General features: G+C 67.3%; 17 protein-coding genes. 14 read left to right on the top strand and 3 right to left on the bottom strand.

Annotated elements, in window-relative coordinates; genetic code table 11:
• The first annotated feature begins 1 nt into the window (after position 1).
• From nuoI to ACK4TH_RS06380, 9 genes are read left to right on the top strand one after another with little or no spacing between them, the layout of a single operon-like run.
• Complete coding sequence (nuoI, locus tag ACK4TH_RS06420) at positions 2–511, top strand: NADH-quinone oxidoreductase subunit NuoI (protein ID WP_068609894.1); 510 nt, start codon at positions 2–4, stop codon at positions 509–511.
• A gap of 24 nt (positions 512–535) precedes the next feature.
• On the top strand, positions 536–1,177 hold the full coding sequence (locus ACK4TH_RS06415; protein ID WP_409623989.1) for an NADH-quinone oxidoreductase subunit J: 642 nt from the start codon (positions 536–538) through the stop codon (positions 1,175–1,177).
• Positions 1,174–1,494 carry an NADH-quinone oxidoreductase subunit NuoK gene (gene nuoK / locus ACK4TH_RS06410; RefSeq protein WP_334153706.1) on the top strand — a complete coding sequence of 107 codons (321 nt, stop codon included), beginning with the start codon at positions 1,174–1,176 and terminating at the stop codon, positions 1,492–1,494. The genes ACK4TH_RS06415 and nuoK overlap by 4 nt, the downstream gene beginning before the upstream one ends.
• A 31-nt stretch (positions 1,495–1,525) precedes the next feature.
• Positions 1,526–3,556 carry an NADH-quinone oxidoreductase subunit L gene (gene nuoL, locus ACK4TH_RS06405; protein ID WP_409623986.1) on the top strand — a complete coding sequence of 677 codons (2,031 nt, stop codon included), beginning with the start codon at positions 1,526–1,528 and terminating at the stop codon, positions 3,554–3,556.
• A 13-nt stretch (positions 3,557–3,569) separates the two neighbouring features.
• Positions 3,570–5,045: an NADH-quinone oxidoreductase subunit M gene (locus ACK4TH_RS06400; protein ID WP_409623984.1), complete on the top strand. Its 1,476-nt coding sequence runs from the start codon at positions 3,570–3,572 to the stop codon at positions 5,043–5,045.
• 36 nt (positions 5,046–5,081) lie between these two features.
• Positions 5,082–6,563 carry an NADH-quinone oxidoreductase subunit NuoN gene (gene nuoN / locus ACK4TH_RS06395; RefSeq protein ID WP_409623982.1) on the top strand — a complete coding sequence of 494 codons (1,482 nt, stop codon included), beginning with the start codon at positions 5,082–5,084 and terminating at the stop codon, positions 6,561–6,563.
• A gap of 19 nt (positions 6,564–6,582) precedes the next feature.
• Positions 6,583–6,882 carry a DUF2818 family protein gene (locus ACK4TH_RS06390; protein ID WP_409623980.1) on the top strand — a complete coding sequence of 100 codons (300 nt, stop codon included), beginning with the start codon at positions 6,583–6,585 and terminating at the stop codon, positions 6,880–6,882.
• Between the two features lie 18 nt (positions 6,883–6,900).
• Positions 6,901–7,542, top strand: a complete 642-nt coding sequence (locus ACK4TH_RS06385; protein ID WP_409623978.1) for an NUDIX domain-containing protein — start codon at positions 6,901–6,903, stop codon at positions 7,540–7,542.
• Complete coding sequence (locus ACK4TH_RS06380) at positions 7,539–8,006, top strand: DUF1178 family protein (protein WP_409623976.1); 468 nt, start codon at positions 7,539–7,541, stop codon at positions 8,004–8,006. The genes ACK4TH_RS06385 and ACK4TH_RS06380 overlap by 4 nt, the downstream gene beginning before the upstream one ends.
• Positions 8,007–8,036: 30 nt before the next feature.
• Here ACK4TH_RS06380 and ACK4TH_RS06375 read toward each other — a convergent pair whose 3' ends face one another.
• Positions 8,037–9,338 carry a Glu/Leu/Phe/Val family dehydrogenase gene (locus ACK4TH_RS06375; protein WP_409623974.1) on the bottom strand — a complete coding sequence of 434 codons (1,302 nt, stop codon included), beginning with the start codon at positions 9,336–9,338 and terminating at the stop codon, positions 8,037–8,039.
• Between the two features lie 132 nt (positions 9,339–9,470).
• Here ACK4TH_RS06375 and ACK4TH_RS06370 point away from each other — a divergent pair, with 132 nt between their 5' ends.
• Together ACK4TH_RS06370 and ACK4TH_RS06365 are read left to right on the top strand one after the other, a co-directional pair.
• Positions 9,471–10,175: a CoA pyrophosphatase gene (locus ACK4TH_RS06370; RefSeq protein WP_409623972.1), complete on the top strand. Its 705-nt coding sequence runs from the start codon at positions 9,471–9,473 to the stop codon at positions 10,173–10,175.
• Positions 10,172–11,098, top strand: coding sequence for a cobalamin biosynthesis protein (locus ACK4TH_RS06365; RefSeq protein WP_409623970.1), 927 nt, complete (start codon positions 10,172–10,174; stop codon positions 11,096–11,098). Before ACK4TH_RS06370 ends, ACK4TH_RS06365 begins: the two co-directional genes overlap by 4 nt.
• A 16-nt stretch (positions 11,099–11,114) precedes the next feature.
• On the opposite strand, the gene rsgA is transcribed toward ACK4TH_RS06365, so the two are convergent.
• Both rsgA and ACK4TH_RS06355 read right to left on the bottom strand, forming a co-directional pair.
• The gene (gene rsgA, locus ACK4TH_RS06360) at positions 11,115–12,059 is read right to left on the bottom strand and encodes a ribosome small subunit-dependent GTPase A (RefSeq protein ID WP_409623968.1); all 945 of its coding nucleotides are present in this window, start codon (positions 12,057–12,059) and stop codon (positions 11,115–11,117) included.
• Positions 12,056–13,339 carry a M48 family metallopeptidase gene (locus tag ACK4TH_RS06355; protein ID WP_409623966.1) on the bottom strand — a complete coding sequence of 428 codons (1,284 nt, stop codon included), beginning with the start codon at positions 13,337–13,339 and terminating at the stop codon, positions 12,056–12,058. The genes rsgA and ACK4TH_RS06355 overlap by 4 nt, the downstream gene beginning before the upstream one ends.
• A 50-nt stretch (positions 13,340–13,389) precedes the next feature.
• Between ACK4TH_RS06355 and orn the strand changes: the two genes are divergently transcribed.
• The 3 genes from orn to ACK4TH_RS06340 all read left to right on the top strand — a co-directional run.
• Positions 13,390–13,992: an oligoribonuclease gene (gene orn / locus ACK4TH_RS06350; RefSeq protein WP_068609210.1), complete on the top strand. Its 603-nt coding sequence runs from the start codon at positions 13,390–13,392 to the stop codon at positions 13,990–13,992.
• A gap of 63 nt (positions 13,993–14,055) precedes the next feature.
• Positions 14,056–15,663 carry an inorganic phosphate transporter gene (locus ACK4TH_RS06345; RefSeq protein ID WP_409623964.1) on the top strand — a complete coding sequence of 536 codons (1,608 nt, stop codon included), beginning with the start codon at positions 14,056–14,058 and terminating at the stop codon, positions 15,661–15,663.
• Between the two features lie 136 nt (positions 15,664–15,799).
• A partial coding sequence (locus tag ACK4TH_RS06340) for a DEAD/DEAH box helicase (protein WP_409623962.1) occupies positions 15,800–16,419 on the top strand: 620 nt, incomplete at its 3' end.

Here is a 16,419-nt window from a genome sequence, read left to right as displayed (position 1 = left end):
CATGTCCGCCACCGCCGTCGCTCCGTTCTCGCTCAAAGATTTTTTCAAGAGCTTTTTGCTCGTGGAGCTGTTCAAGGGCATGGCCCTGACCGGCCGCTATGCGCTGCGCCGCAAGGTCACGGTGCAGTTCCCCGAGGAAAAGACCCCGCTGTCGCCGCGCTTTCGCGGCCTGCACGCGCAGCGCCGCTACGAAAACGGCGAAGAGCGCTGCATCGCGTGCAAGCTGTGCGAAGCGGTCTGTCCCGCGATGGCCATCACCATCGAGTCGGCGCAGCGCGAGGACGGCACCCGCCGCACCACGCGCTACGACATCGACCTGACCAAGTGCATCTTCTGCGGCTTTTGCGAGGAGGCCTGCCCGGTCGATGCGATCGTCGAGACGCACATCTTCGAATACCACGGCGAGAAACGCGGCGATCTGTATTTCACCAAGGACATGCTGCTGGCCGTCGGTGATCGCTACGAGAAGGAGATCGCGGCGGCCAAGGCGGCCGACGCGAAGTACCGCTGATCACCGTCACCGCACGAGCACATCATGGACTTCGTCTCCGGTTTTTTCTATTTCTTCTCGGCGGTGCTGCTGTTCGCCGGGTTTCGCGTCATCACGGCGCGCAACCCGGTGCATGCGGTGCTGTATCTGATGCTGGCCTTCTCGCAGGCGGCGGCGCTGTGGCTGCTGCTCAAGGCCGAGTTCCTGGGCATCGCGCTGGTGCTCGTGTACCTCGGTGCGGTGATGGTGCTGTTCCTCTTCGTGGTGATGATGCTCGACATCAACGTCGATGCCTTGCGCGCCGGCTTCTGGAAACACCTGCCGCTGGCGTTGGTGCTGGGGGCGTTGGTCAGCGTCGAGCTGATCGCGGTGCTGTGGGCCGGCTTCCCCACCGCCACGGCCAGCCCGTCGGTGACCGGGGCGATGCATGCGGCGGATCACCGCAACACCTACGAACTGGGGCGCCTGCTCTACAGTGAGTATCTGTATCCGATTCAGGCAGCCGCCGTCATCCTGCTGGTGGCCATGATCGCCGCCATCGCCTTGACCCTGCGCGGGCGCAAAGACACCAAGACCGTCGATCCGGGGGTGCAGGTGCGCGTGAAGGCCGCCGACCGCTTGCAGGTGCTCAACGTGCCCGCGACGCGGACGGCCGCACCCCAGGCGGCCAAGGAGGAGCAAGCATGAACGCACTCGGATCCCTTGGGGTCGGGCACTTTCTGTCGGTGGGCGCGATTTTGTTCGCGCTGTCGGTGGTGGGCATCTTCCTCAACCGAAAGAACCTGATCGTGCTGCTGATGGCCATCGAGCTGATGCTGCTGGCCGTCAACATCAACTTCGTCGCCTTCGCGCATTACCTGGGCGATCTGCACGGGCAGGTGTTCGTTTTCTTCATCCTGACCGTGGCAGCGGCGGAGTCGGCCATCGGCCTGGCGATCCTGGTGCTGCTGTTCCGCAACAAGTCGTCGATCGACGTCGAGACGCTCAACACCCTCAAGGGTTGAGGCGCATCCCGGATACCACGCGACCCTCACCATGACGACACTCTCTGCAAGCATGCTGCTGGCCGTGCCGCTGGCCCCGTTGATCGGGTCCGCCGCCGCCGGCATTCTGGGCACGAAGTTTGGCGGCAACTGGATCGGCCGGCGCTGGTCGCACAGCTTGACCATTCTGGGTGTGCTGGTTTCGTTCATCCTGTCGGCGATCACGCTCAAGCGCGTCGCGCTCGACGGCGCCTACTTCGACCAGACGATTTATGAGTGGATGGTCATCGGCGGCCTGAAGATGGAGGTCGGCTTCCTGGTCGATGGGCTGACCGCGATGATGATGTGTGTGGTGACCTTCGTGTCGCTGATGGTGCACATCTACACCATCGGCTACATGGAGGACGACCCGGGCTACAACCGCTTCTTCGCCTACATCTCGCTGTTCACCTTCTCGATGCTCATGCTGGTCATGAGCAACAACCTGCTGCAGCTGTTCTTTGGCTGGGAGGCGGTGGGCCTGGTGTCGTACCTGCTGATCGGCTTCTGGTTCAACAAGCCGACGGCGATCTTCGCCAACATGAAGGCCTTCCTCGTCAACCGGGTCGGCGACTTCGGCTTCATCCTCGGCATTGGATTGCTGGCGGCCTACACCGGCACGTTGAACTACAACGAGATCTTCGATCAGGCCGGCAAGCTCGCCACGATCGAGTTCCCCTGGTACGTCTTCGGGCAGGAGGCGATGCTGGTGACGGTGATCGGCATCTGCCTGTTCATCGGCGCGATGGGCAAGAGCGCGCAGTTCCCGCTGCACGTCTGGCTGCCGGACTCGATGGAAGGCCCGACGCCGATCTCGGCGCTGATCCACGCGGCGACGATGGTGACGGCCGGCATCTTCATGGTCGCGCGCATGTCGCCGATCTACGAGCTGTCGGATGCGGCGCTGAACTTCATCCTCGTGATTGGCGCCATCACCGCGCTGTTCATGGGGTTCCTCGGCATCATCCAGAACGACATCAAGCGCGTGGTGGCGTACTCGACGCTGTCGCAGCTCGGCTACATGACGGTGGCGCTGGGGGCGTCGGCCTACTCGGTGGCGGTGTTCCACCTGATGACGCACGCGTTCTTCAAGGCGCTGCTGTTCCTGGCGGCCGGCTCGGTCATCATCGGCATGCACCACAACCAGGACATCCGCTGGATGGGCGGCGTGCGCAAGTACATGCCGATCACCTGGATCACCTTCTTGCTGGGCACGCTGGCGCTGATCGGCACGCCGCTGTTCTCGGGCTTCTATTCCAAGGACGCGATCATCGAGGCGGTGCACTTCAGCAACCTGCCGGCCTCGGGCTTTGCCTACTTCGCGGTGTTGGCCGGGGTGTTCGTGACGGCGTTCTATTCGTTCCGCGTGTATTTCCTGGTCTTCCACGGCGCGGAGCGCTACGACCAGAATCCGGATGCGCACCACGGCCATCACGGCGATCACGATGACCACGGCGATGGCAAGCCGCACGAGTCGCCGTGGGTGGTGACGGCGCCGCTGCTGCTGCTGGCGGTGCCCTCGGTGGTGATCGGCTTCCTGACGATCCAGCCGATGCTGTTTGGCGAGTTCCTGGCCGCCTCGATCGAGGTGCACGCCGACCAACATCCGGCGATGGCCAAGTTCGCCGAGATCTTCCACGGCCCGCTGGCGATGGCGCTGCACGCCTTCAGCACGCCGCCGTTCTACCTGGCGCTGGCCGGGGCGGTGTTGGCCTGGTACCTGTACATGGTGCGCCCTGAACTGCCCGGACGGATCGCGCAGGCGCTGCGGCCGCTGGTGGTGGTGCTGGAAAACAAGTACTACATGGACTGGATCAACGAGAACGTGATCGCGCGCGCCGCGCGCGGTATCGGCGTCGGCTTATGGAAGGGGGGCGATCGCGGCGTGATCGAGGCCGGGATCGTCAATCTGAGCTGGAAGGTCGTCGGGGCGGTCGCGGGGCTGGTGCGCCGTGTGCAGACCGGCTACCTCTACCACTACGCCTTCGTGATGATTCTTGGCGTCCTGGCCTTCATGACCTATTTCGTCTGGCTCGCCAAATAAGGAGAACGACAGCATGGGTTTGTTGAGCCTTGCGATTTGGACGCCGATCTTTTTTGGCGTCGTGCTGCTCGCGATCGGTCGCGACGAGCACGCCAACGCGGTGCGCTGGCTGGCGCTTGTCGGCGCGTTGTTGGGGCTGGCCGTGACCGTGCCGCTCTACACGGGCTTCGAGGTCGGCTCCGCCGCGATGCAGTTCGTCGAGAAGGCGCCGTGGATCGAGCGCTTCAACGTCCATTACCACCTGGGGGTGGACGGGATTTCGCTCTGGCTGATCCTGTTGACGGCGTTCATCACCGTCGTCGTCGTGATCGCGGGCTGGGAGGTGATCACCGAGCGCGTTCACCAGTACATGGGCGCGTTCCTGATCCTGTCGGGCCTGATGATCGGGGTGTTCGCGTCGCTGGATGCGATGCTGTTCTACATCTTCTTCGAGGCGACGCTGATCCCGATGTACATCATCATCGGCATCTGGGGCGGCCCGAACAAGATCTACGCGGCGTTCAAGTTCTTCCTCTACACGCTGCTGGGCTCGCTGCTGATGCTGGTGGCATTGGTGTATCTGTACAACGCCTCGGGCGGCAGTTTCGATCTGGCGACCTGGCACAAGCTGCCGTTGGCGGGCGGTGTGCAGACGGCGCTGTTCTTCGCCTTCTTGGCGGCGTTTGCGGTCAAGGTGCCCATGTGGCCGGTGCACACCTGGCTGCCGGACGTGCACGTCGAGGCGCCCACCGGCGGCTCGGCCGTGCTGGCGGCGATCATGCTCAAGCTCGGGGCCTACGGGTTTCTGCGCTTTTCGCTGCCGATCACGCCGGATGCCGCCCACCAGTGGGCAGGGCTGATGATCGCGCTGTCCCTGGTGGCGGTGATCTACGTCGGCCTGGTGGCGATGGTGCAGCAGGACATGAAAAAGCTCGTGGCCTATTCGTCGGTGGCGCACATGGGCTTTGTGACGCTGGGCTTTTTCGTCTTCAACGATCTGGGGCTGTCGGGCGCCATCGTGCAGATGATCGCGCACGGCTTCGTGTCGGCGGCGATGTTCCTGTGCATCGGCGTGCTGTACGACCGGGTGCATTCGCGCGAGATCAAAGACTACGGCGGCGTGCTCAACACCATGCCCGCGTTCGGCGCTTTCGCCCTGCTGTTCGTGATGGCCAACGCCGGCCTGCCGGGCACGGCCGGCTTCGTTGGCGAGTGGATGGTGATCCTGGCGGCGGTCAAGGCCAATTTCTGGGTCGGGCTGCTGGCGGCGACCTCGCTCATCTTCGGAGCGGCGTACTCGCTGTGGATGTTCAAGCGGGTCTACATGGGCGCGCCCGTGCATGAGCACGTCAAGGCCCTCAAAGACATCAATGCGCGCGAGTTTCTGATGCTGGCCCTGCTGGCGATCATGGTGCTGTACTTCGGTATCCACCCCAAGCCGTTCACCGACGCGATGGATCCGGCGGTGCAGCAGCTTCTCCAGCACGTGGCCGTCTCCAAGCTGGGCTGACCGTGCTGGCCAACCATTCGAGAAAGCGTTCGTCACATGATTGATGCTGTCAGCTGGGCCACGGCCACCCCCGAGCTGCTGTTGCTCGGGATGGCGTGTGTGATCGCCCTTTTCGATCTGTTCGTCAATACCCCGCTGCGCGATGCGACGTTCCGCCTCACGCAGCTCACGCTGGCCGTGGTCGCGGTGCTGGAGGGCTATCTGGCCGTCAGCGGCCAGACCCTCACGGGCTTTGGTGGGATGATCGTCAGCGACCCCATGGCCGCGTGGCTGAAGTGCTTCGCGACGGTGGCACTGATGGTGACGCTGGTCTATGCGAGGCCGTATGCGGGCGCGCGCGACATGCTGCGCGGCGGCGAGCTGTTCACGCTGTCCATGTTCGCGCTGCTGGGCATGTTCATCATGATCAGCGGCCACCACTTCCTGGTGATCTACCTGGGCCTGGAGCTGCTGACGCTCTCCAGCTATGCGCTGGTGGCGTTGCGGCGCGACGATGTGCGCGCCACCGAGGCGGCGATGAAGTACTTCGTGCTCGGCGCGCTGGCCAGCGGTTTTCTGCTCTACGGTTTGTCGCTGGTGTACGGCGCCACTGGCAGCCTGGGTATCGCCGATGTGGCGCGTGCTGTCGAGGCGGGGGTGGCCCAGCCGCAGGTGCTGATGCTGGGCGTGGTGTTCGTGGTGGCGGGGCTGGCGTTCAAGCTGGGCGTGGTGCCTTTCCACATGTGGGTGCCGGACATCTACCATGGCGCGCCCACGTCGATCACGCTGCTGATCGGCGGCGCGCCGAAGCTGGCCGCGTTTGCGATTCTGGTGCGGCTGTTGGCCGAGGGGCTGCCCGCGGTGGCGGCCGATTGGCAGCAGATGCTGGCCTTTCTGGCCGTGGCGTCGCTGCTGGTCGGCAACCTGGCGGCGGTGGCCCAGCGCAACTTCAAGCGAATGCTCGCGTTTTCCACCATCGCGCAGATGGGCTTCATGCTGCTGGCGCTGGTGGGCGGCGTGGTTGGCGGGGATCGCGCCGGCATGGGCGGGGCGTTCGGCGCCGCCATGTTCTATGTCGTGACTTATGTGTTGACGACGCTGGCGACCTTTGGCGTGATGCTGCTGCTGGCGCGCGAAGGCTTCGAGTCGGAGGAGATTGCCGACTTCGCCGGCCTCAACCAGCGCAGCCCGCTGTATGCCGGGGTGCTGGCGGCGTGCATGTTCTCGTTGGCGGGGGTGCCGCCGCTGGTCGGGTTCTACGCCAAGCTGGCGGTGCTGCAGGCGCTGCTGGCGGCGGGCGCGGGGCTTTACGTCGGGCTGGCGGTGTTCGCTGTGCTGGCGTCGCTGGTGGGGGCGTTCTACTACCTGCGCGTCGTCAAGGTGATGTATTTCGATGCGCCGGCGCAGACCGCACCGATCCAGGCGCCGCTGCAGGTCCGCGCGGTCTTGTCCGTCAACGGGGCGTTGGTCCTGATCCTGGGCTTGCTGCCGGGGGGGCTGATGACGCTGTGTATCCAGGCCGTTCGCGCGGTCTTCTGAGGCGCATTAGAGTCCGCGCATGAGTCTGGATTTGGCCGTCGGCCTGGTGATCGCCCTGGCGCTGGCGGGCGCCAACTTGCCCTTCGTCAACGAGCGCTGGATGGCCCTGTGGCCCGTCCGCGGTGGCGTCAAGCCGTTGTGGGGGCGTGTGGGGGAACTGACGGTGCTGTATTTCGCCGTCGGGGCCGCGGCCCTGGGGCTGGAGCAGAACCTCGGGCAGATTTACCCGCAGGGCTGGGAGTTTTATGCCGTCACGGCATCGATGTTCCTGACCTTGGCCTTTCCGGGGTTCGTGTTTCGCTACCTGATGCGCCGCTGAGGGCTCTGGAGGGCCGCCGTGTCCGATGCCGCGCTCGTGCCCGAGCGACATCCCGCGCACCTGGTCGAAGTCTGCCGCGAGACCTCGACGGTGTGGCAGGGGCATTTTCTGTCGCTGTGCCGGGACCGTGTCCAAATGCCCGATGGCCGCGAGGCCGCGCGCGAATACCTCCGCCATCCGGGGGCGGTGCTGGTCGTGCCGATGTTGGTGGACGGGCGGTTGGTGCTCGAGCGGCAGTACCGCTATCCGGTGCGGCGCGCGATGATCGAGTTCCCCGCCGGCAAGCGGGATGCGGGGGAGTCGGCCTTTGCTTGTGCCGAGCGCGAGTTGCGCGAAGAAACGGGTTACCAAGCCGGTGAGTGGGCGCGCGCGGGCGTGTTGCATCCTGCCATCGGGTATTCGGACGAGGTCATTGAAATCTGGTTTGCCCGCGCGCTGCGCGAGGGCGAGCGCCGGCTCGACGAGGGGGAATTTTTGGACGTGCTGGCGGTTAGCCCCGCGGCGCTGCTGCAAGCGGTGTGGCGCGGTGAAGTCACCGACGGCAAGACGCTGGCCGCGCTGTTGTGGTGGCAGAGCGTGTCAACGGGTGCTTGCCCGCTGGAGTGGCGACCGGCCGAGGCCTGGCGCGGGGTACCGGCCGTCGAGCAGGGGCATCCATGAAGGTGCTCGATCTGGCCTGCGCCCACGGGCACCGTTTCGAGGGCTGGTTTGCCTCGGAAGAGGAGTTTCGTGACCAGTCGGCGCGCGGCCTCCTCGAATGCCCCGTGTGTGGTGATCAGGCGATCGAAAAGCAATTGAGCGCGCCGTATGTGCAGACCCGGCGTGCCGAGCCGCCCGAGGAGCCGCGGTCCACGGCCCCGCAAGTCGCGCCAGCGGAACGATCGGCGCCCCTGTCGCCCGAGCAGCAGGCCCAGGTCTTGCGGGCGCTGCGTGCCTGGGTGCAGGACAGCGAGGACGTGGGCGAGCGTTTTGCCGCCGAGGCGCGGGCCATCCACCACGGCGAGGCCGAGGCGCGCAGCATCCGCGGTGTCGCGACGCCCGGCGAGGCCGCGGCCTTGCTGGAGGAGGGCGTCCCTGTGCTGCCGCTGCCGGATCTGCCGCTCCTCAAGGGGCCGCTGCAATAGCGCGGCCCCGGGCGGGGCCAGCGCGGCGCGTCAGGGGTAGAGCCCGCGCAGATCGCGCGCACGCAGGATGCGCTCGCAGGCGACGATGAAGGTGGCGGTGCGCAGGCTCACCCCCTTGTCTTCGGCCACCTGCCACACGGCGTCCAGCGCGCCCTTCATGATGCGGATCAGGCGCTCGTTGATCTCTTCCTCGCTCCAGAAGTAGCTCGAGAAGTCCTGCACCCACTCGAAGTAGCTGACCGTCACACCCCCGGCGTTGGCCACCACGTCCGGCACGACGAGCACACCCCGGTCGCGCAGGATGTCGTCGGCATCGGGGGTGGTCGGGCCGTTGGCGCCCTCGATGATCAGGCGGGCCGTGATGCGGTGGGCGTTGACGGCGGTGATTTGCTGCTCCAGGGCCGCCGGGATCAGGATGTCGCAGGGCACGTCCCAGAAGCGGTCGCGCTCCAGGGACTCGGCCGCCTCGAAGCCGGCGACACTGCCCGTGCGTTTGACGTGGCCGAGCAGGGCCGGCACGTCCAAGCCGGATTCCCGGTACACGCAGCCGGCGTGGTCCTGCACGGCGACCACGCGGGCGCCGGCCTCGGCAAACAGCTTGGCTGCGATGCCCCCCACGTTGCCGAAGCCTTGGACCGCGACCCGCGCACCGGCCACGTCCAGCCCGATGCGCCGCGCCGACTCTGCCCCGACCGTGAAGACGCCGCGGCCGGTTGCCTCGTGGCGGCCGAGCGAGCCGCCCAGGCTGATCGGCTTGCCGGTCACGACCCCGGTGGCCGTCTCCCCGACGTTCATCGAGTAGGTGTCCATCATCCAGGCCATGACGCGTTCGTTGGTGTTCACGTCGGGTGCGGGGATGTCCTTGGTGGGGCCAATGATGAGGCCGATCTCGCTGGTGTAGCGGCGGGTCAGTCGCTCCAGCTCGCCCATGGACATCTGTTTGGGATCGACGCGCACCCCCCCCTTGGCGCCGCCAAAGGGCACGTTGACGGCGGCGTTTTTGATCGACATCCAGGCCGCGAGCGCCATCACTTCGGAGAGCGTGACGTCCTGGTGAAAGCGCACGCCCCCTTTGCCCGGCCCGCGCGAGGTGTTGTGCTGCACCCGATAGCCCTCGAAGTGCGCGATGGAGCCGTCGTCCATTTGAATCGGTACGTCCACGACCAGGATGCGTTTGGGTCGCTTGAGCGTTTCCACCCAGCGCGCGAGGTTGCCCAGGTGCGGGGTGACGCGATCCACCTGTTGCAAAAAGATGCCCCAGGGGCCCAGGTGGTGCGGATCCAGGTAGGACGGCAGGGCGTGGCGGGGGGCGGTGTCGGGATGCAAGCTCATGTCATCCGATGCAAGAGTTGAACATGGCGCGCAGCATAGGCGTGCCCGCCGGGCTTGTCCAAAGCCGGTTTCCCATGCGGCCATGCAATTCATGCATGAGCGGGCCGCGGCACAATCGGGCCGACAACGGAGATGACCTTGACCCTGCCCGCGTTCGATCCCCGCCAGGTGCCCGTGGTTGCCCAGGACGACGGGCTGCCCCGCGTGCCCGTGGAGCGACTGGGTGAGCAGGACTTGCGCGTCTGGTTTGCCCGGCCGCCGGTGTGGACGCCCGAGATTCGCGCCGAGCCGCGCTGGGTCGATGGCCCGCCCAAGCCCGCGGCGGTGCTGGTGCCCCTGGTCTGGCGCGCGCGGCCGACGGTGCTGCTGACGCAGCGCACCGCGCACCTGCCCACGCACGCCGGACAGGTGGCCTTCCCGGGGGGCAAGCTGGATGCCGGCGATGCGGGCGATCCCGTGCGCTGCGCCTTGCGCGAGGCGGCGGAGGAGGTCGGCGTGGCCCCGGAATGGGTGGAGCCGCTCGGCACCCTGCCGGTGTATGCGACCGGCTCGGGTTTCGAGATCACGCCGGTGGTCGGTTTGGTGCGCCCGAGCGGACCGTGGCGCCCGAATCCGCAGGAGGTGGCCGAGGCCTTCGAGGTGCCGCTGGATTTTCTGATGGACCCCCGTCACCATCGTCACCATGAGATCGATTGGGGTGGCGTGACGCGGCGCTGGCTGTCCATGCCCTACGACGATCCGCTGGGCCAGCGCTTCATTTGGGGCGCCACCGCGGGCATGCTGCGCAACCTGTATCGGTTTCTTCTGGCCGCAGCGACCGCTATGATCCGCGCATGACATTTTTCGCGGTCCTGATCGCCCTCGTGCTCGACCAGGCGCGGTGTGCCGGGCCGCAGGCGCCTTGGCTGGGCGCCGCCGGGGCCTGGGCGGCCTGGGTGCAGCGCCAGTTCGACGCCGGGCATGCGGTGCACGGCTGGCTGGTCTGGACGGTGGCGCTGGGATTGCCGGTTCTGGTGACCGCCCTCATCCATGCTCTGCTGGCGCAGGCCAGCGGCTTGTTGGCCTTCGTGTGGACGGTGGCGGTGCTGTATGTCACCTTGGGCTTTCGCCAGTTCAGCCACCACTTTACGGCGATTCGCGCGGCGCTGGAGTCGGGCGACGAGGTGCGCGCGCGGGCCCTGTTCGCTCAGTGGCAGGGGAGCGACGCCGTCGAGTGGCCGCGTGAGGAGTTGCTGCGGCGCGTCATCGCCCATGCCATCCTGTCGTCGCACAGACATGTGTTTGGGGTGTTCGTCTGGTTTGTGGTGCTGGCCGCATTGGGCCTGGGGCCCGCGGGTGCGGTTCTGTACCGCTTGGCCGCGTGGCTCGCTCAGGCCTGGGGCGGCACGCGGCGTCCGGATGCCCCGGTGAGCGAGCCGGTGGCCCGGCTGGCTCAGCGGGCGTGGTGTTGGATCGACGCCGGGCCGGCGCGCGTGACCGTTCTGGGGTTCGCCGTGGTGGGGCATTTCGAGGATGCTTTGGAGCGTTGGCGGCAGCAGCGCCGGCCCTGGCGCGAGCCCAGCGACGACCTGCTGTTGTCGGTCGCCGAAGGCGCCATTCAGGTGCGCCTGTTCCGCGGGGTCGTCGGGGATGAGCCCCTGGCGGCCGATTTGCCCGAGCCGCAACTCGCCCATCTGGCCAGTGTGGTGGGGCTGGTGTGGCGCAGTGTCGTGCTGTGGCTGCTGCTGTTGGCGCTGGCGCTGCTGGCGCGCATCTTCTGACGCACAGCGCCTGGGTTTAGGGCGCACGCGCCGCGGCCAGTTCCTCGTACAGATCCTGGTACAGCCGCCAGCGGTGTGGGGCGACGGGACCGTGCGGGGCGATGGCCGCCTGAATCGCGCAGCCGGGTTCGCGCCGGTGAGTGCAGTTGTGAAAGCGGCACTGCCCGACATAGGGGGCCAAGTCTGGCATCCATCGTGCCAGGGCCTCGGGGGCAATGTGGTGCAGCCCAAACTCGTGGAATCCCGGCGAGTCGATGAGCGCGCCGCCGTGCCCGTCGTCCAGCCAGTACCAGGTCGTTCGGGTGGTCGTGTGGCGGCCGGTCCCCAGCGCGCGCGAGATGGCCTGCGTGTCGGCCTGCGCATGGGGCACCAGCCGGTTGACCAGGGTGCTTTTGCCCACGCCGGAGGCCCCCATCACGAGGGTCACCCGTCCGCGCAGCCGCTCGGTCAATGCAGCGAGATCGGCGGCGGTGGCGGCGTCTTCCGGTTGCAATTGCAGCGGCAGCACGGTTTCGCCCATGGCGCGGTAGGGCGCCAGACGCGCCCACGCCTCGGCGAAGGCGGGCTGCACATCGCGTTTGTTCAGGGCGATCAGCGGCTCGATCCCGGCTTGCCGAGCCGCGATCAGCGCGCGGGCGAGCTGGGGTTCGGCAAACGTCGGCTCCGCCGCCAGCAGCACCAGCACCTGATCCAGGTTGGCGGCGAACATTTTGGTGCGCAGCGCGTCCTGGCGGAACAGTAGGTTGCGACGCGGCAGCACGGCATCGATGACGCCCTCGTCGCCGGAGGGTGTCCAGCGCACCCGGTCGCCCACCACGGCCTCCTGGCGTTTGCCGCGCGGGTGACAGCGCGTGCGGGTGCGGTCGGCCGTCTCGATCAGCAGGTGCCGGCCATAGGTGGCGACGACCAGGCCGTCGTGCGCGCCGGGCGGGGGGGCAGCGGCGTCGCGGCGCCGGTTCATGTCAACTCCCCGGTGGGGCCCAGGCGCAACAACCGATCCGCCGCCGGGGGATGGGAATAAAAGAAGCGCACGAACCAGGGGTCCGGCGTCAACGTGCTGGCGTTGTCGCGATAGAGCGTGAGCAGGGCACCCGCCAGCGCGCTCGCCCCCGTCTGCTGCACGGCGTAGCGGTCGGCTTGGTATTCGTCGCGGCGGGACAGGGCGCTGAACAGCGGCGCGACGAATATGCCCGCCAGGGGCAGCACCATCCCGAACAGCAACAGGGCCAGGGCGGCGTTGCTGCCGGTCAGGGTGGGCGTCACCCCCAGGCCGAAGTAAAACCACAACTGCTGCGACAGCCAGCCCAGCAGCGCCAGCGCGGCTCCACTGCCCAGCCCCATCCAGATCAGGCGCTTGAGCACATGGCGGTGGCGGGCATGCCCCAGCTCGTGCGCGAGCACGGCATCGATCTGGTCCGCATCCAGGCGCTGCAGCAGGGTGTCGAACAGCACCACGCGCTTGGCGGGCCCCAAGCCGGTGAAGTAGGCGTTGGCGTGCGCGCTGCGCCGGCTGCCATCCATCACATACACCCCCGCGGCGCGAAAGCCGCAGCGGGCCAGCAGAGACTCGACGCGCTCGCGCAAATGAGCGTCGGCCAGCGGCTCGAAGTGGTTGAACAGCGGCGCGATGATGCGGGGATAGAGCAGCAACAGCGTGGTGTTGAAGGCCATCCAGGCCAGCCAGGCCCACAGCCACCAGGTGTCGCCCGCGGCGTCGTAGAGCCACAGAACCAACGCGGCCAGCGGCAGGCCCAGGGCCGCCGCCACGACCGCGCCCTTGAGCCCGTCGGCCAGCCACAGACCCAGCGTCATTTGGTTGAATCCGTGGGCGGCTTCCAGCCGAAAAGTGCGCCACCACGCCAGCGGCAGCTCCAGCAACGAGCCTATGGCGAAGAAAGCCCCGACGAGCGCGACCTGTTGCGTCAGGCCATCCCCCAGCCACCGCAGCAGCGCCTGATTCAGCCAGTCCAGCCCGCCGAGCAGGGTCCAGCCGACCAGGATGGCTGCGCTCCAGACCGCCTCGGCCAACGCCAGCCGTGTCTTGTCGATCGTGTAGGCGGCGGCCTTGGCGTGCTGCTGGGCGCTGACGTGCGGGACAAATGCCTCGGGTACCCGGTCGCGGTGACGCGCAACGTGCCCGATGTGGCGGGCGTACAGCCAACCCCGCAGCAGCAGGCTGGCCACCAGCAGGGCCACGAAAGTCCAGGTCCAGAGCAGGTGCGCGGGCAGGGCGGTGTCCATGCACGCAGTCTAGCCAATGTCGCGCCCGCGCGTCGGCGACAATAGGCGCCATGACGAGCCCCAATACCCTGCCCGAACCGCTGTCCGCCGAGGCCCTGACCTTGCCCAAGAGCGACCAGAACCTGGTCTGGATCGACTGCGAAATGTCCGGCCTGGACCCCGAGGCCGAGCGCCTGTTGGAGGTGGCCGTGGTGGTCACCGGTCCGCACCTGCACCCGCGCATCGAGGGGCCGGTGCTGGTGATCCACCAGAGCGACGCCGTGCTCGACGCCATGGACGCCTGGAACAAGGGTACGCACGGGCGCAGCGGCCTGATCGACAAGGTCAAGGCCAGCCGGGTGACCGAGGCCGAGGCCGAGCAGCAGTTGCTCGACTTCATCGGGCGCTACGTGCCCAAGGGCGCATCGCCCATGTGCGGCAACAGTGTCGGCCAGGACCGCCGTTTTCTGGTCCGCTACATGCCGCGATTGGAAGCCTATTTCCACTACCGCAATCTGGACGTGAGCACCCTCAAGGAGCTGGCGCGGCGCTGGCGGCCGGAGGTCTATGGCGCGTTCAAGAAGCAGCAGCGCCACACGGCACTGGCCGACGTGCACGAATCCATCGACGAGCTGGCGCACTACCGCGAACATTTCCTGCGCTTGTCGGCCTGAAACGGCGGGCCAGGCGGCCCGGTGTATGCTCACGGAATTTTGACTATTCTGTGACACGTCATCATGTCCGCCATCCTGTCCCCCGTTACCCGGTCGGGCCGTGAGCAGCTCGAGCAGTCGCTGCGGCTCGCCGCGGCCGTCGCCGGTCTGGTCGCAGCCGGTTTGTATGCCGCTATCTCGGTCAAAGCCGTGGTGGGGCTGTCCACCCAGGCCCTGTGGGTTTTGATCATTGCCGCGGCCATCGGCGCCTACATGGCGATGAACATCGGCGCCAACGACGTGGCCAACAACATGGGGCCGCCGGTCGGCTCCGGTGCCATCGGGCTCGGCGGAGCGATCCTCGTGGCGGCCTTGTTCGAGGCGCTGGGCGCCATCGTGGCAGGTGCCGACGTCGTCGGCACCATCAAGGGCGGCATCATCGACATGCGCTCTTTCGCCGAACCCCAGCGCTTCACCTGGCTGATGTTGGCCGCCTTGCTGGCTGGGGCGTTGTGGCTGAACTTGGCCACGGTGCTCGGGGCGCCGGTGTCGACGACCCATTCCATCATCGGGGCGGTGGCCGGCGCGGGGATAGCCGCAGGTGGCTGGGCCGTCGTCAACTGGGGCACCATCGGCGCCATCGTGGCGAGCTGGGTCATCTCTCCCCTGTTCGGTGGGGCCGTCGCGGCGGCTGTCCTGTACTTGATCAAGCGCTCCATCACTTATCAGGCCGATATGGCAGCGGCGGCCGGGCGCCGTGTGCCGCTGCTGATCGCCGCCATGGCGTGGGCCTTCGCGACGTATATGTTGCTCAAGGGCCTGAATAACGTCATGAAGATCGGGTTCTGGCAGGCGGTCGTGATGGGCTTTGTCGCTGCCGCGCTGACCTATGCGGTCATCCGCGCGCCCATTGCACGCCGAGCCGCCGCGCTGCCCGGGACCAAGTCCGCGGTCAACGAGCTGTTCACGTGGCCGCTGGTGTTTGCTGCAGCGCTGCTCAGCTTTGCGCACGGCGCCAACGACGTGGCCAACGCGATCGGGCCGCTGGCGGCCATCTACGAGGCGGTTCTGCACGGGGCCGTGGTGGCCAAGGCGGCAACACCGCTGTGGATCCTGGTGCTGGGGGCGCTGGGGCTGTCGCTTGGGCTGGCGCTGTACGGCGGCAAGTTGATCATGACCGTGGGCAAGGAGATCACCGAGCTGGACCGCATGCGCGCGTACGCCATCGCCATGGCGGCGACGTTGACGGTGATCGTCGCGTCCCAGCTTGGCATGCCCGTGTCCACCACCCACGTGTCGATCGGTGCGGTGTTCGGCGTCGGCTTTCTGCGCGAGTTGCTCAAAGTCAACTATGCCAAGATGGAAGCGGTCGTCCGTGCTGCACACCAAGGTGAGGACCGCGAGGCCGTCGAAGCGTATCTGGCCCGTTTCGAAGCCGCGCCCGTGGATGAGAAGAAGCGCATGCTGGCGGAGATGAAACGCCGCGCCAAGGAGCTGGAGCGCCGCGGCGAGCTGGCGCCGGACTGGTTCAGCAAGAAGGAGCGCAAGGCTTTCAAAAAGGCGTACAAGCAGGAGATCGTCAAGCGCTCGGTGGTGCTGCGCATCGTCGCGGCGTGGATCGTCACGGTGCCTGCGACGGCCGTGCTGGCGGCGGTGCTGTTCCGGGTGGTGGAGCTGCTGTTGACCCGCTGACGCCAAATCTGTGCCATAATTCGCCCACCCGGCGCCCAATCGGCGCCGGTTTTTTGTTGCATCTGCTGCTTGCCGGTCCCGTGGAAGGATTGATTCGTTGGTGGTCGATGTGATGACAACCTGACGGATCCCAACCATGAACCCCTCTACCTCTGCAGCCATCGGCTGCGACGGCGGCTTTGCCGCGCTCGGCCTTGCCGACCCCCTGCTGCGCGCCGTGGCCGACCTTGGCTATGTGCAGCCCACCCCCGTGCAACAGGCGGCCATCCCGCCGGCGCTGGCCCGCGATGCGGACGGTGCCGACCTGATGGTGTCCAGCCAGACCGGCAGCGGCAAAACCGCCGCCTACCTGCTCCCCGTGCTCGATGCCCTGTGCCGACAGGCTGGGGCCGAGCCCGTGCGCGAGTCCGTTCGCCGCGGCCGCGGGCCGGGCCGCGGTCGCTTCGAGCCCGCGGCGCCGCAGGCGCTGGTGCTGTGCCCCACGCGGGAGCTGGCCCAGCAAGTCGCGCACGACGCCGTGGACCTGCTGCGCCACACACGCGGGCTGCGCGTGGCGACCGTGGTGGGGGGCATGCCCTACGCGGTGCAGTTGCAGCGCCTGGCCGGCGCGGCCGTGGTGGTGGCGACCCCAGGGCGCCTGCTGGACCTGCATCGCGGCGGCCATTTGCGGCTGGATGCGGTGCAGCACGTCGTCCTCGACGAGGCCGACCGCATGCTGGACCTGTGCTTTGCCGAGGAACTGGCCGTTTTCCACCG

Source organism: Tepidimonas sp., assembly GCF_046292505.1.
Lineage (GTDB): Bacteria > Pseudomonadota > Gammaproteobacteria > Burkholderiales > Burkholderiaceae_C > Tepidimonas.
The sequence above is the reverse complement of the archived record's forward strand: the minus strand, read 5'-3'. Positions and strand labels throughout refer to the sequence as shown.